The organism is Flavobacterium sp. 120 (genome assembly GCF_003633605.1).
Lineage (GTDB): Bacteria > Bacteroidota > Bacteroidia > Flavobacteriales > Flavobacteriaceae > Flavobacterium > Flavobacterium algoritolerans.
The window spans coordinates 3,337,929-3,363,484 of sequence record NZ_RBKZ01000001.1; the positions used below are offsets into that span (position 1 = coordinate 3,337,929).

Genomic DNA, 25,556 nt, shown 5'->3' on the forward strand with positions numbered 1-25,556 from the left:
AACTAACTAAAAAAACTTAGAAATTATGAAAACTGTTTCTTCTATTGTAGAAAATTACATCAAAACAAAGCCTTTCTTGTTGAATGCTTTATCACTTGGAATTATCAATTTAACGTCATTATCCAGAAATATAATGACCGAATTAGAAAGTGAATTTGGCAAAGAAGTAAAACAAGGCGCTGTTGTAATGGCTTTAAAAAGATTAACGGAAGAATTAGACTTCAGGTTAAACCATAAAATTAATAAAGTCATTAAAAATATTGGGGAAATCACCGTTCGTTCTGCTTTGACTGATTATACTTATGCTGCATCAGAAACCGTTTTGAACAAGCAAGCCGACTTAATTACTGACATCAATGCTTTTCCGGATATTTTTTACACTTCCTCCAGAGGTGTGAATGAAACTAATATCGTGGTAAGCAATAGCATCAATCACTTAGTTGACAAGCATTTTGCAAATGAAAAATTGATTCAAAAACTAGACAATCTGGCTTCGATTACGGTAAAATTACCTAAAGAAAATATTGTCGTTCCAGGGATTTACTATTTCATTTTTCAACGTTTGGCTTGGGAAGGAATCATCATCAATGAAGTAATTTCGACTTCTAATGAGTTTACCATTTTAGTAAGCGAAGAACAAGTGGATGTAGCTTTCAAAGTTATTAAAGACCTGAAAAATTAGAATACTTTCAGTAGTAATTTAAAAATTTGCTCCTAGAATAGCTTTAAATTTAAAAATAATGAAATCTCTTTGTCTAATTTAATGGAAATTAAGACCAAAGGGATTTTGTGTTTTAAATACTACTTTTAGCAATTCAGGTCCTGAAAAATCAATTCTAACCTAGAATCAAGAGCCGTCAATTCTATAACAAAAATTAAATTTTTAGTTATAAAGTTTGAATTAGCAAACCTACAATTCAAGCTCATTTACAGCCATTTACAAGGGTTTTACAGGATTATTTAAAGCTGGTATTTTTAATAAAATGAGAATCAAGTTTTTTGTCAAAGAAAAGAATGCGAATAATATTTTTATATATTTGCCAACTCTTCAATAAATTAAGATACTCTAATTGTGGTTATCATAATTTTATCAACTGTAAATTAAAGGGTAATCAAATTAATGTCAGAAACAAAAAATTATAGCGAGCAATTATTAGTTAGTGAACTTAAAAGTCACAACGAAAATGCTTTTCGTAAACTTTTTGATCTTTATTACCAAGACATTTATGGATATAGTATTAGCCTTCTTAAATCCAAAGAGCTTGCCGAAGAGAATGTACAAGAAGTCTTTTTGAAAGTTTGGTTGCACAGAGAAAATCTTAACCTTGATCAATCTTTTAAATCCTATTTATTTACGATCGCCAGAAACCAAGCGTTCAATTCTTTGAATAAAGCATCTAATGATGAAATTCTGAAAGAAGAAGTTTTTTATAGAAGTCAAAAATCATACGACGAAGGCGATTACTCTATTCGGGAACTTGATTGCAAAAAATTAAAAAAAGAAGCTCTAAAACTACTTCCGCCAAAACGCAAACAAATTTTTAAAATGTCGCGTAAACAAGGCAAAACTTACGAAGAAATCAGTCAAGAATTAGGAATTTCGGTAAATACGGTCAAAAGCCAAATGAGTAAAGCACTCGAATCATTACGGCTTTTTTTTCAGCTTCATGATCGTGTATTATAAATCATAGAACTATTTGAAACAGCAATCACTCACTATTGGGTGATTTTTTTTGCATTTATTTTAAAAAATAATACAGCATCACAAAAACCATTTAAAATACTCAATAACAAAGTTTTACGTTTATAAATTCAAATTTTTAAAATTATTTTATGTTAAAATTTAAAAATTTACAACGTTTGAGTAGTAGTCAACTCCACTTCAACTGTATTATATAGTACAGGATCAAAAAACCCAATTCAGAATGAATGAAAATTCAGAAATACAAAAGTTACTTCATAAATTTATTTTAAATAAATGCAATTCGGAGGAAAGCAATGAGGTCGTAGCATACTATAGACAAAACAAGCTTACTGATGATTTTCCAACAGTTGAAGACATACAATTATTGGCAGATGAAGTTCCTGAAATGGATAAAGCCAAAGCTGACGCCATTTTTTCTAAAATTTTGATTGATGCAAAAGAAGCAAAGGAAACAACAATCGAAACGAAAAAGATTCCACTAGTACGATACCTTTCTATTGCGGCATCAATTCTAGTTTTAGTATCGCTTGGATGGTCTTATCAGCAGGGATTTTTCCAAGAGAAAAACAATGTGGTTATAGACCCTAATGCAATCACTTTGCAGTTAGCAAATGGAGATGTTCAAGTTATTTCAGAAACTAAAAAATCTCAAGTAACCGATTCTAAAGGAAATGTTGTAGCAAGCCAAAATGGAAATAAGATTGTTTATGATACTCAAACAACTTTGGAAAATCTGGTTTACAACACTATCAAAATCCCATACGGAAAGCGATTTGAATTGCAATTATCAGACGGAACAATAGTACACCTAAACTCAGGTACCACGATGAAATATCCAGTGAAATTTATAGCTGGTGAAAACAGACAGGTTTTTCTGGATGGAGAAGCTTTTTTTGACGTATCAAAAGATAAAAAACATCCTTTTGTGGTTCATGCAGACAACTTGAATGTTTGTGTTTTAGGAACTCATTTTAATGTTTCTAATTATCCTGAAGATGATTTAACGGATGTTGTTTTAGTAGAAGGTTCTGTAGGGTTACAAACCGCAAATGAAAAATTTGACTCTGAGAAAAACACCATTCTAAAACCTGGATTCAAAGGTAGTTTTAGTAAAAAAGACAACCGCATTGAAACCAAGCCTGTGCTTACTGAAGTTTACACGTCATGGATACAAGGCGGCTTGACGTTTAGAAACATGACTTTTAGAAACATAACCAAAAAACTGGAAAGACGCTACAATGTTACGATTGAAAATCAAAACAGCAAACTGGCTGATGAAAAATTTAATGCCAGTTTTGGAGAAGAACCAATAGAAAAAGTACTGAGTTACTTTAACGACATTCACGGCATTAATTACACTATAAAAAACAATAAAATACTAATTAAATAACCACTAAAAACCAATGAAACAGCATGAAAAATTGAAAGCAGGAAAATAAAAAAATCGGAAAGAGCTGCGAACAATTTCCGATTGAATAAGTGATTGAACCTAACAGATTAAATACAATCAATTAACAAAATTATGAAAAAAAAATCAAAGAATAGCGGAAGACAATTTCCGTTGTTCCAAAATGACCTAAAATTGAAACTAACTACTCTACTTCTTTTGGTCGCCATGTTTACTATTCGAGCCAATACTTCTTATGCCCAAAAAACAAAAGTAAGTTTGGAATTGAACAATACTACCGTGGAAAAGGTTATCGAGACCATTGAACAAAAAACAGATTTCCGATTTATTTACAAAATGAGCGATATCGATTTAGATCGTGTTATTTCAATTCGTGTAAAAAATCAAATGATTGGTGTTGTTTTAGATAAAATATTTAAAGGAACAGCTACTGACTTTAAAGTTCGTGATACTCAAATTATTTTGAAGAGACCACTTGTTACAAAAACAGAAACTATTGTCTCTGTACAACAAACCATAAAAGGTAAAGTTATGGACGAAAACGGCTTGCCTTTACCAGGCGCATCTGTACTTGAAGAAACTACCAAGAAAGGCGTTATTACTGATTCTGATGGGAATTTTGAAATTTCTGTTGAAAGTAAAAATGCTGTCCTTGTCATTTCCTACATTGGCTATAAAGATCAAAAAGTATCTGCTAACAGTACTAATTTCAACATTCGATTAGTGCCAGATTCTACAACATTAGCAGAAGTTGTGGTAATAGGATATGGCTCTACAACTAGGAAAGATGTTACTGGAGCCGTTTCTTCGATTGCTGCAAAAGACATGAATCAAGGTGCTGTTGTCAATCCATTACAATTAATTTCGGGTAAAGCAGCCGGGGTAAATATCACACAAATTGGTAGTGAGCCGGGTTCTGCCCCAAGCGTTAGAATACGTGGAGTATCTTCTTTAATTGGAGGAAGTGATCCTTTAGTGGTTGTTGATGGTGTTCAGGGAAATATGGATTTATTAAACCAAATTCCGCCAAGTGAAATTGCCTCGATTGACATCTTAAAAGACGCATCAGCTACTGCTGTTTACGGTTCAAGAGGTGCGCCAGGTGTTATCATTGTTACTACAAAGAAAAACAAAGCAGGAAGAACATCTATTGAATATGCTGCCTCTACTGCTATCGATTATATTCCAAAAAAACTAGACATGCTTAATGCAAGTCAATGGTGGGAACAAGCACAACTAGTAGGAGTACCAGCTTCTGCAAATCATGGCTCAGATACGGATTGGTTTGGAATTCTTACTAAAAATGGCGCTACACAAACGCATACTTTATCTTTTGGAGGAGGAACGGACAAATTTAGCTACAGAGCTTCCATAAGTGCCATTTTACAAGATGGTGTGGTGATTAATTCAAGTAATCAAAAATACATTGGAAGAATCCAAGCGACACAATCGGCTATGGATGATAAATTAAAACTAAACTTCAATCTTAATACGGGTATCACAAATGCTACTAACAGTATTGGAAGCATAGGAAGAGCTGCATTTACTTCTAATTTAATTACAAATTCTTACGTAATGCGTCCTACTGATCCAGTCTATAACACCGATGGAAGTTATTATACTGATCCAAATGTTTTTCAATATTTAAATCCTTATGCAGCTGCTCAAACGGTTACAAACGAAGGGCAATATGACAACTTATTTGGTAGTCTTAAAGCTGATTTAGATTTATATGAAGGATTGACGGCTGGCTGGTTTGGAAGTTGGAGAAAAACGAATGGTACAAACGGATTCTATCTTCCGGCAGAATCAACAAATGCTTCAGCAATTGACCAAAAAGGTTTTGCAAACATTAGCAACAGCAAGCAAAATGAAAGGTTAATGAATATTAGCCTTACGTATAAAAAAACATTTGGAGACCACACTATAAATGCACTCGCATTATACGAATGGCAAAACCAGTTATACCAGGGTAATTATGCGCAAGTTAGAGGGTTTATCAATGACATTGCCACTTACAATGCATTACAATTAGGGGATTTATCAAAAGTACAGCCCGGTGATTTTTCTTCGTATAAAAATGACCGAACTTTAGTTTCTTATTTAGGACGTGTAAATTATTCATTTTTAAACCGATATTTATTTACCGCCAGTTTAAGAAGAGATGGTTCTTCAGTATTTGGAGCCAATAATAAATGGGGAGATTTCCCATCTGCATCTGTGGCTTGGCAAATAGACCAAGAATCTTTTATGGCAAACCAAACCATTATTAACGAATTAAAATTACGAGGAGGATATGGTGTAACCGGTAACCAGCAAGGTTTAGGACCACAAAACTCGATTTCATTAGTTGGTGGATCTGGAGTAACTTATTTTGGAGGTTCACAAATCACTAACTTCAATGTGATTCAAAATGCCAATGCTGATTTACGTTGGGAAACCAAAAAACAAACGAATATTGGTTTAGATTTTGCCCTTTTGAATAGCAGATTGAGAGGTTCTGTAGATGTTTATACTGCAACTACTGATAATTTATTATTTGACTATACGGTACCTCAACCTCCTTTCCCGTTTAATAACATCAAGGCCAATGTTGGAAGTTTATTAAACGAAGGATTAGAAGTTTCGTTAGGTTATGATTTGATAAAATCAGAAAACACAACACTTACACTTGCCGGTAATGTATCCTTATTAAAAAACAAAGTATTGAACTTAAGCGGAAGCATTAACGGAGTACCATTAAACACAAATTATGTATCCTGGGGAACCGGCGCATACTTGATAACTGGGCAACCTATTGGTACATTTAACATTTTACACCACACCGGGAAAGACAATGCTAATTCTGAAACCGTACTTGATGTGGACGGAAATGGCATTATAGATCAAGGAAATACAAGTCCTGACCGTATTATTCAAGGTTCGGCTTTACCAACTTACACCTATGCTTTTAATCCAACTTTCCAACATAAAAATTTAGACATTTCTATGCTGTGGAGAGGATCAGGAGGAAATAAAATTTACAATGGCTTGAGATCAAATTTAAGTTATTTGGAAAACATTGGTAAGTCAAATGTTTTAGAAAGTGCTATTCCTTTAGGATTGTATACGTCTAAATACGGTTCTGACTTATGGCTTGAAGATGGTTCGTTTTTGAGATTAGAAAATGTAACTGTGGGATACAACTTTCATTTTGAAAAAGTTAAATACATTGAATCAATCCGCCTTTCTGTTACCGGAAATAACTTACTGCTCATTACTCCTTATTCAGGAATGGACCCTGAGTTGAATATCAGTGGAGGTGGTGATAACTTTGGAGGCGATAATGGTATTTATCCACGTACCCGAAGTTTCGCATTAGGTTTGAATGTAAAATTTAAATAGTAAAAGAAAATGAAAATCAAAAATATAGCAATAATAGCAAGCTTAAGTTTGCTGTTGTTTATTGGATGTACCAATATCGATGAGAATGTTTACGATAAATATCCTGCTGATGACTTTTATGGATCAGCTGAAGGTGCCGATATTGCTCTTGCTGGTGTATATGCACAAATTGGCGGGAACTGGGGCGGTGTTGGATATGCCGGGGCTGATAATGGCTGGTACGATTTAAACTCCATGAGTGCTGATGAGCAAGTAATCCCACATAGAAACACAGGGGATTGGCAATTAGACTTTGCCCGTTTATACAAACATGAGTGGTTGCCTACTGACTTAATGATTAACAACACTTGGAACTGGTTGTACAAGTCAATATTCAATGCGAATTTAGCAATAGATCAATTACAAAAATCAAATGCTGAAGCTTCAAAAATTGCTGAAGCAAAAGTATTAAGAGCCTTTTTCTATTATTTACTGATCGATGATTATGGAAATATTCCTTTTTATACCGATAATAATATTACTGTGGATAAAATTCCACAAGCAAGTCGTCAGGAAGTATACACTTTCATTGTAAAAGAATTAACGGAGAATGTTGAATCACTTTCAGCTTCTAAGGGAGGAAATTATTACGGACGCTTTAACAAATGGGCAGGTTACACTTTATTAGCCAAAGTATATTTGAATGCCGAAGTGTATACTGGTACACCTAAATGGCAGGAATGTCTTGCTGCTTGCGAAAAAGTAAGCCAAGGAGGATTTACACTTCATGCCGGCGGAGCCAATGCTTCAAGTCCATTGGGATATAAGTACTATGAGTTATTTGGTGATGTACTTCCGGAAGACGAAACTATTTTAGCCATGTTTGCTACTGCAAATGTAGTGTCGCGTAACATATTTACCGTTCGTAGTTTATATGGTCCGCATGCACAAGCTTTATTTGGTTACAGCGGATGGAATGGTACAATTGTTCCTAAAGACTATTTCTTGAAATTCAACGATGCTGACATTCGAAAAAAACAATTCCTTTATGGAGAACAACCGGGAGGCTTCAATTACACTATTGATGTAGCTTCATTAGATAATCCGGGTGCTGCACCACAAGCTGGTGTTCGTAATACTAAATTTTACCCTGTTACACCTATGAACGGTGGCGGAGCATCAAATGATTTTCCTATTTACAGGTATGCCGATGTGTTGCTAATGACCGCAGAATGCAATGTGCGTCTTGCTAATCCTGCCGCTGCAAAACCAATAGTAGATGCAGTAAGACAACGTGCCGGACTTGGAATATTAGCCGCAAACCCAACACTTGATGATATTTATAATGAAAGAGGATTTGAGCTAAGCTGGGAAGGACACCGCAGACAAGACATGATTCGTTTTGATAAATTCTTATTATCAAATGATTTCAGAGGTGCTTCAGCTGCATACAGAAAATTGTTTCCGATTCCAACAGCCGCTTTAGATGCAAATAAAGGACTAAAACAAAATCCAGGTTACTAAAATCGAACTATCATGAAAAAATATATAAATAAGTTACTCGTAATTTGCACTTTGCTAATCCTTAGTGCCTCCTGTGAAAATGATGCTATACTAACCACTTTAAAAGAAGTTAGTTTTTCAGGACCTATCGAAGCTTCGCCAAATACTGTAGTACTTTCTACAGACAATGAAAATGAATCTGTGGTAACTATTTCTTGGCCCGCAGTTGTATATCCTGTTAATGCTCCTGTGAGTTATGCCATACAATTTGATGTTGCATCAGATACTATTGGCGCAACCGCTTGGGAAAAATCTGTGCGTGTTGAAGCGGGAGAAGAGGTTTTAAGTAAATCATTCTTAGGGACTGACCTGAATAAAATGGCAATTAAACTAGGGCTTCCAGTAGATGTTGCGGGGAAAATGGTGGTTCGTGTCGAATCTACTTTGGATAGAAAAATCTATTCAAAAGCAATCGCTTTAACTGTTACTCCTTTTGCAAAACAAGTAGTCTTTGGACAAATCTATATGCCTGGAAGTTACCAAGATTGGGACATCAATACGGCAGCAGCTTTGGACGCAGTCAGCTCTGGAATATACCAAGGCTATGTAACGTTTCCGGAAACGAAAGGATTAGGCTTCAAATTTAATACCGAAAGAAATTGGGCTCAATTTTACGGGGCTGATGCCAATGGGAATCTGATGGACCATAGCGATACTGATTTTCAAATTGCTGCGCCTGGGTCATATCAAATGACCGTAAATCTAAACACATTGAAATGGACCGCAGTTGCTTTTTCTTGGGGCGTTGTTGGGGATGCAACTGACGGAGGTTGGGATAATTCTACCAATATGTCTTATGACCACCAACTAAAAATATGGAAATTTAAAGGCGCTTTGAAAGTTGGAAATGTAAAATTCAGACTTAACAACGCTTGGACAATAAATTATGGACCAAAAAACAATGATGAAGGAAAAGTGTATCTGGACAATCCGGGCGCTCATTATATAAGCGAAGCCGGCACATACGAGATAATTTTTTCTATACAGGAAAAAGATCCTACAACCGGTATTTATCCTGCTACTGCCATTTATACTGTTAAAAAAATCTAACAAATAGAATACTTGTTTCGCTTATAAAATGGTTTAGTCAATACTTAAAAAAGCATCCCTCTTCATTCAAAAACGGAGGGATGTAACTATTCCTAAAAAACATTTATTACTAAAAAATAAAAAAATGAAAATATATATCAACATTGTTTTTGTACTGATCTTCTCTTCAGTATTAGCTTCGTGCAGTTCATCAGATGACAATTCGAAATCAGATTCGATTTATCAACAATACGGAACCCCATTTGAAAAAATGCCCAGTAAAGAAGATGCCATAATCTATCAAGTTAATATCCGTGCTTTTAGTTCAGAAGGAACGCTGAAAGGAGTTCAGGCAAGACTTGACGCTATTAAGGAACTTGGAGCTAATGTTATTTATTTAATGCCTGTATTCCCTGTTGGGTCAGTTCGATCAGCAGGCGGATTAGGTTCTCCGTATGCGGTTAAAGATTACAAAGCAATTAATCCTGATTTTGGAACTTTAGAAGACCTGCGTGTTTTGGTGGAAGAAGCCCATAAAAAAGATATGGCTGTTGTATTGGATTGGGTTGCAAATCACACCGCATGGGATAATGCATGGATTACCACGCATCCAAACTGGTACCAAAAAGATGCTAGTGGAGCTATAATTATTCCTCCTGGAACTAATTATAATGATGTGGCACAACTGGATTTTAATAATATTGAAATGCGAACTGCCATGATTGATGCCATGTCGTATTGGGTTTACAATGCAAACATTGATGGGTTTAGATGTGATTATGCTGATTTTGTCCCTCAAAATTTTTGGTCAGATGCAATTACCGCTTTAAGAAAAATTAAAAACCAAAAAATATTAATGCTTGCCGAAGGTTCTAAAGTGAATCATTTTGCGGCTGGTTTTGATTATACTTTTGGTTTCAACTTCTTCAGTGCTATGGAAAAAGTATTTAGCGAAAGCAAGCCCGCAACTAGTTTACAAGATTCGAATGCTATTGAATATACTAACAATTATGACAATTCACAACGAGTAGTACGCTATACTAGCAATCATGATGTCAACCTTTCGGATGGAACACCTTTAGAGTTGTTTGGCGGAAAACAAGGTTCTATTGCTACATTTGTAGTCGCAGCTTACATGAAATCAGTCCCTATGATTTATAACGGACAAGAAATAGGGTACAACAAAAGAATCGACTATTTCAGACGCACACCTATTGATTGGAGTACCGCAGACGCAAGTATGTTAGCAGAATATAAAAAGATAATCGCTTTTAGAAATACAAGCAATGCCATAAAAAAAGGAACTTATAAAGGATATAGCAGTGATGCCGTAAGTGCTTTCACGATGGAAACTGAAACCGAAAAAGTCTTGGTTCTTTCTAATCTAACAAATGCTACGGTTAAATACATTGCTCCTTCTGCATTGAAAACAACTTGGAAAGATGCTTTTAGCGGAGCTGCAACAACAATAACTGCCGAAATAAGCTTAGCCCCTTTTCAATACATAATCTTGAAGAATTAACAATAGAATAATTTTAAAATTAAACTTTAGCTTTGCAAAAACTAAAACTAAAAACAATGAATTTTCAATCCACAAAAATGTTGCTTAGACTTTCTGTAAGCAAAAAAATAGCACTTTTGCTGTTTGTATGTGCAAGTCCGTTATGGATACAGGCGCAAGTGATGACTTCTCCAAACAAGAATCTCACTTTTCAATTTGAGCTTACTGCAAACGGAACACCTACTTATCAATTAAGCTTTAAAGGAAAACCGGTTGTAAAAACCAGTACTTTAGGATTAGAAATAAAAAATGCTCCATCGTTTATGGATGGTTTTAGCATCACGAATTCGGCACAAAAATCAGTTGACGATTCTTGGAATCCTGTTATGGGTGAGGAAAAAACAATTCGTAATACTTATAATGAGCTGGTTGTTACTTTAGCGCAAGCCAAAAACAACAATCGATACATTCGGATTCGTTTCCGCTTATTTAATGATGGTTTAGGTTTTCGATATGAATTTCCAAAACAAAATGATTTAAACTATTTTGTAATTAAGGAAGAGCATTCTGAATTTCAATTGGCTGGAGATCATAAAATTTTCTGGATTCCGGGCGATTATGACACCAATGAATATGCGTACACCACATCTAAGATTTCCGAAATTCCTTCGTTGATGAAAAAAGCGACTATCGAAATCAATTCGCAATTTCCTATCAAAAACTTGGCGGTACAAACACCTTCCATGATGAAATCTTCAGATGGATTATACATAAACATTCACGAAGCGGCGTTGATTAATTATCCTGCAATGTCTTTGAACCTTGATGCCACTACTTTCAAAATGAGCAGTCATCTTACTCCTGATGCCGTAGGAAATAAAGGATACATGCAAACAGATGCGCAAACACCGTGGAGAACCATTGTGGTAAGTGATAAAGCAACGGATATTTTGGCTTCAAAATTAATCTTAAACCTTAACGAACCGACGAGTTATAAAGATGTTTCTTGGATAAAACCAGTAAAATATATTGGGATTTGGTGGGAATATTTTGTGGCCGGAAAAAGCACTTGGGCGTATGGTAAAGAAAACAATGTAAAGCTAGATCAGGATTTTACAAAGCTTACGCCAAATGGAAAACACGGAGCGACAACAGAACACGCCAAAGAATACATTGATTTTGCTTCTGCAAATGGTTTTGATGCCATTCTTATCGAAGGATGGAATATTGGTTGGGAAGATTGGATCAACAACTGGAAAGAAGAAGTTTTTGATTTTGTAACTGCTTATCCTGATTTTGATGTAAAAGCAGTACAAGCATACGCTGCTTCCAAAGGAGTAAAAATCATCATGCACCATGAAACTTCAGGAGCCGCCACAAATTATGAGCGTCGTTTAGACCGAGCTTTCGAATTCATGAATGAAAATGGCTATGATGCTGTAAAAACAGGTTATGTAGGTCAGATTATTCCACGTGGTGAACACCATGACGGACAATGGATGGTGAATCATTACATACACGTAGCCAACCGTGCTGCCGATTATAAAATAATGATAAACAGTCACGAAGCCGTTCGCCCGACTGGATTAAACCGTACGTATCCAAACTGGATTGCACAGGAATCTGCCAGAGGAACTGAGTTTGAGGCCATGGGCGGATTAGCACCGGAACATACAACAATCCTACCATTTACCCGATTGATGGGCGGACCAATGGATTATACGCCTGGTATTTTTCAAACCGATCTTACGTATTACAAAACAGGTGGAAATCAACGCGTCAATACCACTTTGGTAAAACAATTGGCGTATTACGTGACTATGTACAGTCCGTTGCAAATGGCAGCAGACCTTCCGGAGAATTACAACCGTTTTCCAGATGCTTTTCAGTTTATAAAAGATGTTGCCGTGGACTGGGACAACAGTTATATCCTGGAAGCTGAGCCGGGAGATTATATCAGTATTGCACGTAAAGCAAAAGGTAAAAATGAATGGTTTGTAGGTGGAATCACCGATGAAAATTCAAGAACAGCAACCCTTACTTTTGATTATCTTCCTAAAGGCAAAAAATTCATCGCTACAATTTATGCTGATGCAAAAGATGCAAACTGGAACGAGAAACCACAAAACTATACCATTCGTAAAGTTGTTGTAACTTCAAAAAGTGTGTTGAAACAATACATCGCTCCGGGCGGTGGTGTTGCAATAAGCATCAAAGAAGGAACTGCATCTGATATGAAAGGTCTGGGTAAGTTATAAAACATATTTTTGCATAAAAAAAGGGCTTGGTTTACTGAAAACCAAGCCCTTTTTTTATGCAAATAATTAACTATAAATTCGTTCCTCCCGAAACTTCTAAGCGTTGTCCATTCACCCATTTAGCATCGTCTGTACACAAAAATGCTACAACGCTTCCAATGTCATCCGGCAAACCTACTCTTCCTAAAGCCGTTAATGAAGCTATCAATTGGTTTAATTGTTCGTTATCACGAACGGCACCTCCGCCAAAATCAGTTTCTATTGCACCCGGAGCCACAATATTGACTCTGATTTTTCTTTCGCCCAATTCCTTTGCCTGATATTTCGTCAAGGTTTCCATTGCTCCTTTCATACTCGCATAAGTTGAATATCCCGGAAATGAAAAACGGGTCAATCCTGACGAAATATTTACAATTCCACCACCATCATTCAATACTTCCAAAGCTTTTTGAGTCAGAAAAAAGGGTCCTTTGAATTGAATATTAACCATATCATCAAATTGAGCTGTACTTGTTGTCGCAAAACTTTCGTGAAGTCCAACACCCGCATTGTTGATTAAAAAATCAATTTTTTCAGCACCAAAAGTGCTTTTCAAAGCGCTCGCTACATTTTGAAAAAACAAATCAAAACTACTCACATCAGCAACATTCAATTGAATGGCTGCTGCTTTTTGTCCCAGTTTTTCGATTTCGGCAACAACATCATCCGCTTCGGCTTTTTTGCTGTTGTACGTTAGGATAACATCAAGCCCTTTTTGGGCAAGATTCAAAGCCATATCTTTTCCTAATCCACGGCTTCCTCCGGTAACTAATGCTATTTTATTGTTCTTGATTTCCATGTTTATTATTGTTTTAAATTAATACCACAAAATTAATTCAGATGTAAAGCTTGCCAATTGTAAATATCAATCCAGAGTTTGCGAAATTCAAATCAATCTCTTTATACTCGAAAAGCGATAGGTGTCAACGTTGTTTGTTTTTTGAAAAAATTAGAAAAATGTGCCAACTCTTCAAAACCGAGTGAATACGCAATTTCCGAAATATTCCAATCGGTTTCTTTTAAAAGAATCTTGGCTTCATGTATTAATCGGTCACTGATTAACTCAGTAGTCGTTTTACCTGTGTTCTCTTTTAAAACTTTATTCAAATGGTTGACATGAATGGACAATCGAGTGGCAAAATCTTTGGCAGATTTCAATTCCAACCGTTGTCGAGGCGACTCTATCGGGAATTGTCTTTCGAGTAATTCCACAAATAAGGAAGAAACTCTGGCTGCCGAATTGTGTTTTGAATATAAGGCAGTTACCGGTTGTAGTTTCTGTCCAAAGTGTATTAACTCCGCTACATAATTCCGAATCAAATCGTATTTATACACATAATCAGAATTGATTTCTTTATGTATCTTTTTGAATATCAAATCAATTTCTATTGCCTCTTCATCAGAAAGCTCAAAAACAGGATAGCCGTCTGATTTAAAAATAGGAAGCTCGTCAAGTACAATTCCGCTTTTATCTTTTGTTAAAAACTCGCTCGTAAAAACACAAAAATTTCCCGATTGCTGCGTGTCTTGCGGTACATAATGATAGGGAATTTTTGGCGTAGCAAATAAAAGGGCATTCTTTTCAATGTCAATTACTTTATCTGCGTATTCCGCTCTGTTTTTTCCTCGTATCAAGCTTATTTTATAATACGCTCTCCGATCATAAGGCATAAAAGACTTGTCCTTTAGCCTTTCATAAAGTTCTTTGATATTAAAAACATTGAAATGACCAATCTCTTTTTGGATGCCTTTAGGTAATAATGTATTTGGTTCCGTACCCGAGTCTCCAGAGATTTCCTGGTAAAACTCGTCTATTGATTTTAATTTCATTGAGAATGAATTTGTAAAAATCAAATATACAAATTAAAACCAAAGCCTTCATCCTCTAAAAGGTTAAACGCTTTCGCCAAAATAATTTAGTATATACTCTGCCCAAAAGTCAGCAGATTATTGTCTGGATCAAGTAATGAAAATTCTTTTTGTCCCCAAGGTTTAATCTCTAAAGGTCCATTTGGGTGGATGCTTGTTTTTTTGTCCAATAATGATTGGTACAATTTGTCAATATCATCCGTTCTGATATAAACTTGTCCGTAATTTTCTTTTGGATCAAGTTCTTTAAATTCAAAAAAATGAATTTGAATACTGTCTTTTTGCACCATAAGGTAGCCGTCAAAATCAGCATTCCCATATTCCTCAAAACCCAATTCGTTCAAATAGTAGTCTCGCGTAATCGCTTTATTACGCATCGGCAGTTTTGGATTAATATCTGTAAGCATATCTATTTGGATTTAATTTGTTCAATGCAAGTCAAATTTAAAAATAACTCTTCTTTTAATTTCAGTCACTGTCAAATTGAATATTTATCCTCTATTTTCCCAACAACTCCATCAATTCCAAAGCAGTTCTGGTATTCTTTACATTGTCAAAAGTCAACAAAAGTCGTAACCCTGCTGGCGTTTGTTTTTCTTTCATTTTACAAATAGAACTGTGTTTTTGCACAAATTGTAGCACCTGATGAAAACGATTGGACTGGTAATAATCTGATTGTTGATCAGATACAAAATAACCAATCATCTTGCCTTGTTTCATCACTAATTTCTCGATTCCAATGCGAGTCGCAATCCATTTAATACGAATGCTATTCATCAAAGCATTGGCTCGTGGTGGCATTGGACCAAAGCGGTCAATCAATTTATTTTGGAAAATGATGAGTTCTTCTTCATTTTTTACAGCACCTAATTCATTGTACAAACTCAATCGTTCCGAAACGTTATTGATGTATTCATCTGAAAATAATAACTCAAAGTCGGTGTCAATTTGCAGGTCTTTTACGTATTCTTTGGTTTCCAAATTATTTTCTTCCGGATACAAATCCTTAAATTCATTTTCCTTTAATTCATCGATGGCTTCGTTCATGATTTTTTGGTACGTATCAAAACCAATTTCGTTGATGAAACCACTTTGTTCGCCACCCAATAAATCTCCGGCACCACGAATCTCCAAATCTTTCATCGCAATATTAAAACCACTTCCCAGTTCACTAAACTGTTCCAAAGCCTGAATTCTTTTTCTGGCATCATCCGTCATGGCAGAATACGGTGGACAAATAAAATAACAAAACGCTTTCTTGTTGCTACGCCCTACTCGACCTCGCATTTGATGCAAATCAGACAATCCGAAATTATTCGCATTGTTGATGAAAATCGTATTCGCATTAGGAACGTCTAAACCGCTTTCGATAATGGTTGTTGCCACCAAAACATCAAATTCTCCGTTCATGAAAGCCAACATTAATTCTTCCAATTTCTTGCCGTCCATTTGACCGTGACCAATTCCAACTCTGGCATTTGGCACCAAACGCTGAATCATTCCGGCAACTTCCTTGATATTTTCGATTCGATTATTAATGAAAAAAACCTGTCCGTTACGCTGAATTTCATACGAAATCGCATCCCGAATCAACTCTTCACTAAAACCTACTACATTCGTTTCAATAGGATATCTGTTAGGCGGAGGCGTTGTAATTACTGATAAATCGCGCGCTGCCATCAACGAAAACTGCAACGTTCGTGGGATTGGCGTTGCTGTCAATGTCAAAGTATCGACATTCGCCGCAATGGTTTTAAGTTTGTCTTTTACGTTGACACCAAATTTTTGTTCCTCATCTACAATCAGCAATCCAAGGTCTTTGAAAACTACATTTTTGTTGACTAATTGATGTGTTCCAATCACAATATCTAGTTTTCCTTCGGCTAATTGTTTTAGTGTTTCTGCTTTTTGCTTTGCTGTTCTAAAACGGTTTAAATACCCAATAGAAACCGGCATGTCTTTCAATCGTTCCGTGAAAGTGCGGTAATGTTGGTACGCCAAAATTGTCGTAGGAACCAAAATGGCCACTTGCTTACTGTTGTCTACCGCCTTGAAAGCGGCACGAATAGCAACTTCGGTTTTCCCAAAACCTACATCACCACAAACCAAGCGATCCATCGGGCGGTCGCTTTCCATATCTGCTTTGACTTCTGCAGTTGATTTGGTTTGGTCCGGCGTATCTTCGTAAATAAACGAGCTTTCTAGTTCGTTTTGCAAATAACTATCAGGCGCAAACTGGAATCCTTTTTCCAGTCTTCTTTTGGCATACAACTGAATCAAATTGAATGCAATATGTTTGACACGCGCCTTGGTTTTTTGTTTTAAAATCTTCCAAGCATTCGAACCCAATTTATAAATTTTGGGCGGCGTTCCGTCTTTTCCGTTGTATTTTGAAATTTTGTGCAGCGAATGAATACTCACATACACAATGTCATTATCGGCATACACGAGCTTTATGGCTTCTTGTGTTTTACCTTCGACTTGTATTTTTTGTAATCCTCCAAAACGTCCGATTCCGTGATCGATATGCGTCACATAATCCCCAACGGATAAAGTGGTGAGTTCTTTTAAAGTGATATTCTGTTTTTTTGAATACCCATTTTTGATGCTGAATTTATGGTAGCGTTCAAAAATTTGATGGTCGGTGTAACAGGTTATTTGGTTTTCCTCGTCGATAAATCCTTGGTACAAAGGCAAAACAACGGTATGGTATTGCTTGCGGATATTCTCAGAATTGGCCTCATCCAAGGTTTCGAAAATATCATGAAATCGTTTGGCTTGAGCATCATTGGAACAAAACAAATAATTTTTGTAGCCGTTGAAATGATTTTCATTCAGATTATTCAACAACAAATCAAATTGTTTGTTGAACGACGGTTGCGGCTGAATGTGAAATTCGAATTTTTTGCTGGTTCTAAAAATAGCTTTCGAACTCAATTCTACAATGGAAAAATCCAACGCTCTTTTTACAAACTCGGTTTGATTCAAGAACAATTTTTCTGGAGATGACCGTTTTATTTCCTGCGACAATTTTGCGAAAGCTTCTTCGGCTTTGCCAAATTGTTTGTCTAATTGTGCTAAAAAATCTTCGGTGTTCTGAATAAAAATTACCGTTTTCTCCGAAATATAATCCAAGAAACTTTCTCGGTTTTCCTGAAAAACTTTATTTTCCACATTTGGGATTATCGTAATCTTTTTTTGCGTTTCAATGGACAATTGCGTCGCTACATCGAAGGTACGAATGCTCTCCACCTCGTCTCCAAAAAACTCAATTCGGTACGGATTATCATTCGAAAATGAAAACACATCGACAATTCCTCCACGAACCGAAAATTCTCCGGGTTCTGTAATGAAATCAACTCTTTTAAATTCATATTCGAATAAAACTTCGTTGATAAAATCGATGGAAATCTTGTCACCAACAGCAACTTTCAACGTGTTTTTATCCAATTCTTTTCGGGTAACCACTTTCTCGAATAAGGCTTCGGGATAGGTGACAATAACGGCTGGTTTTTTACGGGAATTGATTCGGTTTAACACTTCGGCGCGAAGCAAAACATTGGCATTATCGGTATCTTCGATTTCGTAAGGGCGACGAAATGAACCGGGATAAAAGAGCACATCTTGTTCCCCAATCATTTGTTCCAAATCATTCAAATAATACGCCGCTTCTTCTTTATTGTTTAGAACAATCAAAAAAGGAAGTTCTGCTTTCTTGAAAACAGATCGAATTACAAACGAAAGTGCTGAACCCAAAAGTCCCGACAGTTGCATTTTGACTTGGTTGTTTTCCAATAAACGAGCAACAATTTGCTGGGTTTTTGGCGAATTATCGTAGGTATTGTATAAGGCTGTTTTACTCAACGCGTGGCAGATTTGGGTCGATAACTGGTGTATTAGGAATGGCTCTTGTGGTGTCCATCATTTTCAATAAATCAGATTCCCCTTCTTCAAGCGGAATTCTACTTTTCTCCACAATTTTGTCCATCTGTCTTTGTAACGAAACCAATTCCAAGTTGATTTCTGATACTAATAATATCACTTTTTTATCTGGAATATTATCCAAATGAATGAATAAATCCAACAAACGTACTTTTGTGATTAAAGTCGAAATCCTACTTTTTATTTGAGGTTTATTGTATTCATACGGAATATTAGTGTTCAAAGCCATTACTTTTTTAGAAAGTGCTTTCGATTTTTGCTGAAAAGCGCCAATGGTTTTTTTAGGTTTCAAGGCTAGTTCAGCCAAAAAAATGCGCCATTCATTCCAGGATGCAATGCTTTTTTCAGAAGCTTCCGTTACAGGTGTGTCATAAAAAACCCAACCTTTCTCTATGTTTTTGAAAATGACTTCTCTTTTTTGCATCTCTTTTTTATTTTCGGCAATGCGTTTTTGATTGTCATTTTTACAGGACAACAAAAGAAAAACCAGAGAAAAGAAAACTGCTATTTTATATTTCATGTGTGGCTATTTATCGTTTTTTTAATGGCTGAATGTAATTCACATACGCTCTTAATTTTATAAATTAGAACGAGTTATGCTCCTTTAAAAATTTCCATTATTTAAGCTACAAAGTTACAAAGTAAATTTACAATTACGAATTACCGCATAGGAATAACAATCTAATATTCTTGAAGCAGTTTTTGTGTTTAAAAAGTCATAAATTAAGAAATAAAACTCCTTTTTAAATACTATTTTAAGAAATTCACATTGTTTTTAATCAAAATTATGTTATTTGCGAAAACGTTATCTTTGTTTTTCAAAACAGACAAAAATGAGTACTAAAATATTGATTATTGGAGCTTGCGGACAAATTGGAACGGAGCTTACCCAAAAGCTGCGGCAACTACACGGAACAGAAAATGTAATTGCTTCGGATATCCGAAAGTTAAATATTGATGTTGTCAATTCTGGTCCATTTGAAGTGGTGAACGCTTTAGATTTCAATCAAATTGAACATTTGGTAGAATTGCACCAAATTGATGAAGTGTATTTGATGGCGGCATTATTATCGGCTACAGCCGAGAAAAACCCGGCATTTGCTTGGGACTTAAATATGAATTCGTTGTTTCACGTTTTGAATTTGGCGAAAGCCGGAAAAATAAAAAAAATATTCTGGCCTTCGAGTATTGCGGTTTTTGGACCAACAACTCCTAAAGAAAATACGCCACAATATACCATTATGGAACCTTCAACGGTGTACGGAATCAGCAAACAAGCGGGCGAAAGATGGTGCGAATACTACCATAATATTTTTGGTGTAGATGTAAGAAGCATCCGTTATCCGGGTCTAATCAGCTGGTCATCGCCTCCTGGTGGCGGAACTACGGATTATGCAGTAGATATTTTTCACAAAGCACTTTCGGATAAAACATACGAATGCTTTTTATCTTCAGAAACTAAAATGCCGATGATGTATATGGATGATGCCATTGCTGCGACCATTCAAATTATGCAAGCGCCGGTAGAGCAAATAAAAATTCATTCTTCGTATAATCTAGCTGCAATGAGCTTTACGCCAACAGAGATTGCTGCCGAAATCAAGAAACACATTCCTGAATTTACCGTTACTTACAAGCCGGATTTCCGTCAAAAAATAGCCGACAGCTGGCCAGCAAGTATTGATGACGCTGAAGCCAGAAAAGACTGGAACTGGAAACATGAATTTGATTTGGAAAGCATGACGGTTGATATGCTGGAGCATTTGAAATAGTTTCCTTAAAAATAAAACCAAAAAAAAGTCTAGTTCAAGAACTAGACTTTTTTTATGGAGTTTCGATAAATTTTACTTTATCTCATAAGTGTTATTTTCCATTTTTAAATCGGCCATTAACCCACTTGGATCAATCGTTATTTTCTTGATGGAAGCTTTTGATTTCGCAATGTTGAATTCAAAAGTTGGATACGCCCAAGCCCAATCATTCAAAACCGTTCTTTTTACTGCAGGATTTGGGTTTTCTTTTTCAAAACTCATCATTCGCAACGGGATGTAGAAACTTTCTGTTGTTCCGTCCGTATATTCCACTGTCAAATCTATCGGCATTGGCATTCTTCCAATTCTTTCTAGAGTAACGGTTGTTTTATCCGCATTTTCCTTTACTTCTTTGATCCCATAATCAATAGTATTGGTAGTTTCAGTCCAATCCACTAAATACCAATCCAGATTTGCTCCAGAAACTCTTTCGGCAGATCTTTTGATATCATTTGGCGTAGGATGTTTGAATTTGAAATCGCTGTAATATTTTTTCAACGTTTTAAATAAATTTTCTTTACCTATTAAGTATATCAATTGTGCTAAGAAAATTTCACCTTTACTGTAGGAAGTAACGCTGTAGACTCTGTTTTCATCAAAACGATCTGCATGAGTTCCTTGTGGCAATTCTTTTCCTGAATTTACCATTGCAAAATACCCTTTATATGCTGCTGCAAATGGGTTTTCTACTTTTTTATCGGCAATTTCATTAAGTCCAAAATCTTCCAGGAATGAGGTAAATCCTTCATCCATCCATCCGTGTTTTGATTCATTGGAAGCCAAAATATGCTGGAACCAAGAATGTGCCATTTCATGTGCGGTTACACCAAGCAATCCGTCAAATGTACCTTGACCTAAAATCAACGTACACATTGCATATTCCATTCCACCATCGCCACCTTGAATCACAGAATATTGTTTGTACGGATAATCACCAACCGTTTTGTTGTAAATTTCCATTAACTGAACCGTTTTTGGTTGCAGGTTTTTCCAGTTTTGAATGTATTTTGGATTGTTTTTATACAAGAAATGCAAGTCAACACCATTAGGTGCTTTTACTACATCATGAATATAATTCTTATCAGCAGCCCAAGTAAAATCATGAACCATTGGCGCATTAAAATGCCAAGTCAATGTTTTTGTTTTCTTTGGAACAGACACAACAACACCTTGGTCTTGATAACCGTGACCAATTTCGTTTTTATTTTGCAAATAACCGGTACCTCCTAAAACATAATCTTTATCAATAGTAATGTTTACGTCAAAATTTCCCCAAACGCCATGAAACTCTCTGGCGATATAAGGATCAGCATGCCAACCTTCAAAATCAAATTCAGCCAGTTTTGGATACCATTGCGCCATTGATAATTCTACGCCTTCGGCATTATTTCTACCGGAACGACGAATCTGAATGGGAACCTGACCATCAAAATCTAATGTGAATGTAGTTTTTGAATTTGGTAGAATTGGCTTAGCCAAAGTCACTTCAAGGATAGTTCCAATCTCTTTTGCACTAGCAACTGCTCCGTCTTGCTTGAAATTAGAAATTCGCAAGTAACCAATTTCGTTTGGTTTCAAATTTTTAATGCGGCTTTCTTTGACTTCTTTATCACCAACTTTTACTTTGGTGACCATTCTGCCGTCTGGATCTTTGATGCTTTGGATTCTGGCATCCATTTCGCTTCCGGGCTGAAAGGCATTATTAAATAGGTGATAATATACTTTTCTCAAAGTATCAGGAGAATTATTGGTGTAAACCAATTCCTGTTTTCCTTTGTATTGGTATGTTTTTACATCCATGGACACATCCATTTTGTAATCGACATGCTGCTGCCAATACGTACCGTTTTGAGCCAAAAGACTTCCAAAACTTAAGGATAAAATAGAAACTAAAAGTAATTTTTTCATGTAGGTTAAAATAAAAATGGAAGGGCAAATTGCCCTTCCAAAAGTAATGAATTCTTAAAATATTATTTAGACATTTTTTCTGCCATCAGTAAAGCGTTGTATGCATTTACTATTTTTCCTGATTTAGACAGAGCAGTAAAAGAACGTGTGTCATTTGCTTTTCCTCCTACAATAACATCCGTTGTAATTGCAACTCCTGAATCCATCAAAATATGCTTCACTTGTTGAGCAGATAATTTTGGATAGTACGAACGAATTAAAGCGGCAACTCCGGCAGCATTTGGCGCAGCCATTGATGTTCCTTGTAAATATTTATAAGTATTATTTGGAGTTGTAGCGTAGATTTTTACTCCAGGAGCAAAAACGTCAACATTAATTTTTCCAATGTTAGAAAAACGAGCCACCACTTTATTTCCGTATTCAAAATTCAACGCACCAATTGTGATTAAATTATCGGCAAACTCTGTTACTTTATCTTCAGAATCGTTAGGGAAATTTTCTGCATAATCAATGTCTTTTGCATCATTACCAGCTGCATGAACGATTAATACATCTTTTTTCTCAGCATATTTTATCGCATCATAAACCCATTGCTTGTGTGGAGAAAAGCTTTTTCCAAAACTTCCGTTGATTACTTTGGCGCCATTATCTACTGCATAACGAATTCCAAGTGCAATATCTTTATCATACTCGTCACCGTCTGGCACTGCACGAACGGTAAGAATCTGAACATTATTAGCAACACCATCACCACCTAATACGTTGTTTCTAGTTTGAGCAACAATTCCGGCAACGTGCGTTCCATGAAGAATTTCGTTCTTGTCTGGTCCCATCACATTATTGTTTCCGTATTTTGTATCAGTGATATCATTTGGATTATCTCCTACTACTTTACGGTAATCTGTTTTCAGATTGTCTCCGTTTATAAGTGCAACCTGATCCTCTAGTTGTTTTTGAACAGCAACTTTTAGTTCCGCTATTGGCAATCCATAAGAAAGCATTTGTTGCATAGCTGCTTTGCTCTTTTGTGTTGCCGGTTCTTGCGAAACAATTGCATTTACCTCCTCAATTGTGTAAACTGGTTTACCAAAATGTTTTGCCAAAACAGCATCACTTGCAGCAATAGTCTCTAACATTTGCTCTGAGCGTGTTTTTCCTGCAACTGCATCAGCAATTTTTTTATCATTCAATGCTTTAGCCTCTTGATAAGTAGCACCATCAACTAAGGTTTTATCTTTAATGATTCTTTCATATTCCAGATTCTCTTTGGTACTATCTCCAAGAAAATTCCATCCATGAATATCATCGATATATCCGTTTTTGTCATCGTCAATTCCGTTTCCGGCGATTTCTTTTGTATTGGTCCAAAGTACCGATTTCAAATCTTCGTGTTCGATATCTACACCAGAATCTACAATTCCAACAATAACTGGAACGCCTTTTTTGCCTTTCAATAATTCAGCATAAGCCTTGTCAACACTCATTCCAGGAATAGTATCAGTTACGATATCCAGATGACTCCAACGTTTCAAGTCATTTTCAGCAATTGGTGCCTTTTTTTTAATGTTTAAAGGTGCGCTTATGGCAACTAGATCAGAATTAGTGGTATTTGAAACTTGTTTTGAAGCGCCACATCCTACTAATGCTAAAAGAGCAAAAGCAGAAATGTAAATAGGTTTAATGGTATTCATCGAAAATGTTTTTGTTAATTTTTGAAATATTTGTCTAAAATAATTTTTTTTGTTACAAAAGGAGTTATGATTAACACTATGTTAAGATTTGTTCGCAAGTAAAAACTTCTGCTAACCGAACGCCTTTTTCTGTTTTTTGTACGGTTATTATTTCATTATGCGCGTCGTGCTCCAAGAACAAATAATAATTATTATCAGCCGCCGCATTCATGAATTTTTCTTTTTCTGGCATGGTCAATAAAGGTCGGGTGTCATATCCCATCACATACGGAATTGGAATATGCCCGGCTGTTGCCAATAAATCAGCGCAAAAAACGATGGTCTTATCCTTATATTGAATGTGCGGAATCATTTGCTTCTCGGTATGTCCATCTGCAAAGAAGATGCCAAAACCCAGTTCTGATGTTGTCAAAAAATCTCCTTCCGGTCTTTGGATAAAATGCAGCTGCCCACTCTCCTGCATCGGTAAAATGTTTTCGGATAGAAAAGACGCTTTTTCTCTGACATTGGGTTTTGTTGCCCATTCCCAGTGATTTTCATTAGACCAGTATTTAGCATTTTTAAACGCCGGTTCGTAACCGGTTTTATCAGCGTTCCATTGAACACTTCCTCCGCAATGGTCAAAATGCAAATGCGTCATAAAAACATCGGTGATATCGTCACGATGAAAACCATATTTTGCCAACGATTTATCCATGGAATGTGTTCCCCAAAGCGAATAATAACCAAAAAACTTCTCTGATTGTTTGTTTCCCATTCCGGTATCAATCAAAATCAATCGGTTGCCATCTTCAATCAATAAACAGCGTGCCGCAATATCAATCAGGTTATTTTCATCGGCTGGATTGGTTTTATTCCAAATAGTCTTTGGCACTACGCCAAACATTGCGCCACCATCTAGTTTAAAATTTCCGGTTTCTATAGGGTATAGTTTCATTTTTTTTATTTTTTTCGAGAGGAACCAAAGTTAAGAAATTCAAACGCTTTTACTGGTCGCAAATAGCTTTTTTCTATTTTTGCATTAGTTATAATAATGTTATCAATTATGGAAAAAGCTTTTTATACACTATCTTTGTGCTTAATTTAGACAAAATCAATATAAGCTATGATAAAAGTTTCTGACACAGCAAGAAAAAAAATCATCGATTTAATGAAAGATGATGGTTTTGACGCTGCAATTGACTACGTAAGAGTGGGTGTAAAAAGCGGCGGATGTTCTGGATTGTCTTATGATTTAAAATTTGATAAAACAAAAAGCGACGACGATAAAATTTTCGTAGACAACGATATCACTATTGCTGTTGAGAAAAAATCTTTTCTATACCTAGCCGGGACAATTTTAGAATTTTCAGGTGGAATAAACGGAAAAGGATTTGTTTTCAATAACCCAAACGCAAACAGAACTTGTGGTTGCGGAGAGAGTTTCTCTTTATAACCAAATAAAAAAGATTTAAACCATTAAGAAATTA

At 35.8% G+C, this 25,556-nt stretch carries 18 protein-coding genes; 10 read left to right on the forward strand and 8 right to left on the reverse strand.

Annotated elements, in window-relative coordinates:
- The first annotated feature begins 25 nt into the window (after positions 1–25).
- From C8C87_RS14355 to C8C87_RS14390, 8 genes are all read left to right on the forward strand, one after another.
- Positions 26–682 (forward strand): aspartate kinase, encoded by a 657-nt coding sequence (locus C8C87_RS14355; RefSeq protein WP_099714067.1) that lies wholly within the window; start codon positions 26–28, stop codon positions 680–682.
- A 438-nt stretch (positions 683–1,120) separates the two neighbouring features.
- Positions 1,121–1,684, forward strand: a complete 564-nt coding sequence (locus C8C87_RS14360) for an RNA polymerase sigma factor (protein WP_121343049.1) — start codon at positions 1,121–1,123, stop codon at positions 1,682–1,684.
- 241 nt (positions 1,685–1,925) lie between these two features.
- Positions 1,926–3,095 (forward strand): FecR family protein, encoded by a 1,170-nt coding sequence (locus C8C87_RS14365; protein ID WP_121343050.1) that lies wholly within the window; start codon positions 1,926–1,928, stop codon positions 3,093–3,095.
- 132 nt (positions 3,096–3,227) lie between these two features.
- Positions 3,228–6,497 (forward strand): TonB-dependent receptor, encoded by a 3,270-nt coding sequence (locus tag C8C87_RS14370; protein ID WP_121343051.1) that lies wholly within the window; start codon positions 3,228–3,230, stop codon positions 6,495–6,497.
- Between the two features lie 9 nt (positions 6,498–6,506).
- Positions 6,507–8,000: a RagB/SusD family nutrient uptake outer membrane protein gene (locus C8C87_RS14375; protein WP_121343052.1), complete on the forward strand. Its 1,494-nt coding sequence runs from the start codon at positions 6,507–6,509 to the stop codon at positions 7,998–8,000.
- 12 nt (positions 8,001–8,012) lie between these two features.
- A complete protein-coding gene (locus tag C8C87_RS14380; protein ID WP_121343053.1) occupies positions 8,013–9,089 on the forward strand; it encodes a SusE domain-containing protein in 1,077 nt (358 codons plus the stop codon).
- 124 nt (positions 9,090–9,213) lie between these two features.
- Positions 9,214–10,590 carry an alpha-amylase family glycosyl hydrolase gene (locus tag C8C87_RS14385; protein WP_121343054.1) on the forward strand — a complete coding sequence of 459 codons (1,377 nt, stop codon included), beginning with the start codon at positions 9,214–9,216 and terminating at the stop codon, positions 10,588–10,590.
- Between the two features lie 56 nt (positions 10,591–10,646).
- Positions 10,647–12,827, forward strand: a complete 2,181-nt coding sequence (locus tag C8C87_RS14390) for a glycoside hydrolase family 97 protein (protein ID WP_233550041.1) — start codon at positions 10,647–10,649, stop codon at positions 12,825–12,827.
- 70 nt (positions 12,828–12,897) lie between these two features.
- Here C8C87_RS14390 and C8C87_RS14395 read toward each other — a convergent pair whose 3' ends face one another.
- The 5 genes from C8C87_RS14395 to C8C87_RS14415 all read right to left on the reverse strand — a co-directional run bounded on the left by C8C87_RS14395 (position 12,898) and on the right by C8C87_RS14415 (position 19,197).
- The gene (locus tag C8C87_RS14395) at positions 12,898–13,665 is read right to left on the reverse strand and encodes an SDR family NAD(P)-dependent oxidoreductase (RefSeq protein WP_121343055.1); all 768 of its coding nucleotides are present in this window, start codon (positions 13,663–13,665) and stop codon (positions 12,898–12,900) included.
- A gap of 101 nt (positions 13,666–13,766) precedes the next feature.
- A complete protein-coding gene (locus C8C87_RS14400; protein ID WP_121343056.1) occupies positions 13,767–14,696 on the reverse strand; it encodes an AraC family transcriptional regulator in 930 nt (309 codons plus the stop codon).
- 86 nt (positions 14,697–14,782) lie between these two features.
- Positions 14,783–15,142, reverse strand: coding sequence for a VOC family protein (locus C8C87_RS14405; protein WP_121343057.1), 360 nt, complete (start codon positions 15,140–15,142; stop codon positions 14,783–14,785).
- Positions 15,143–15,233: 91 nt separating this feature from the next.
- A complete protein-coding gene (gene mfd / locus C8C87_RS14410; protein ID WP_121343058.1) occupies positions 15,234–18,599 on the reverse strand; it encodes a transcription-repair coupling factor in 3,366 nt (1,121 codons plus the stop codon).
- Positions 18,592–19,197, reverse strand: a complete 606-nt coding sequence (locus C8C87_RS14415; protein WP_121343059.1) for a hypothetical protein — start codon at positions 19,195–19,197, stop codon at positions 18,592–18,594. The genes mfd and C8C87_RS14415 overlap by 8 nt, the downstream gene beginning before the upstream one ends.
- A gap of 313 nt (positions 19,198–19,510) precedes the next feature.
- On the opposite strand from C8C87_RS14415, the gene C8C87_RS14420 reads away from it, so the two are divergent.
- Entirely contained in the window at positions 19,511–20,449 is a 939-nt protein-coding gene (locus C8C87_RS14420; RefSeq protein WP_121343060.1) for an L-threonine 3-dehydrogenase, read from the forward strand.
- Positions 20,450–20,521: 72 nt separating this feature from the next.
- Here C8C87_RS14420 and C8C87_RS14425 read toward each other — a convergent pair whose 3' ends face one another.
- From C8C87_RS14425 to C8C87_RS14435, 3 genes are all read right to left on the reverse strand, one after another.
- The gene (locus C8C87_RS14425; protein WP_121343061.1) at positions 20,522–22,396 is read right to left on the reverse strand and encodes a M1 family metallopeptidase; all 1,875 of its coding nucleotides are present in this window, start codon (positions 22,394–22,396) and stop codon (positions 20,522–20,524) included.
- A 62-nt stretch (positions 22,397–22,458) separates the two neighbouring features.
- Positions 22,459–24,087, reverse strand: coding sequence for a S8 family peptidase (locus tag C8C87_RS14430; RefSeq protein WP_121343062.1), 1,629 nt, complete (start codon positions 24,085–24,087; stop codon positions 22,459–22,461).
- Between the two features lie 76 nt (positions 24,088–24,163).
- On the reverse strand, positions 24,164–25,024 hold the full coding sequence (locus tag C8C87_RS14435; protein ID WP_121343063.1) for an MBL fold metallo-hydrolase: 861 nt from the start codon (positions 25,022–25,024) through the stop codon (positions 24,164–24,166).
- A 168-nt stretch (positions 25,025–25,192) separates the two neighbouring features.
- Here C8C87_RS14435 and C8C87_RS14440 point away from each other — a divergent pair, with 168 nt between their 5' ends.
- Positions 25,193–25,522, forward strand: a complete 330-nt coding sequence (locus tag C8C87_RS14440; protein ID WP_099714058.1) for an iron-sulfur cluster assembly accessory protein — start codon at positions 25,193–25,195, stop codon at positions 25,520–25,522.
- Positions 25,523–25,556: the final 34 nt, after the last annotated feature.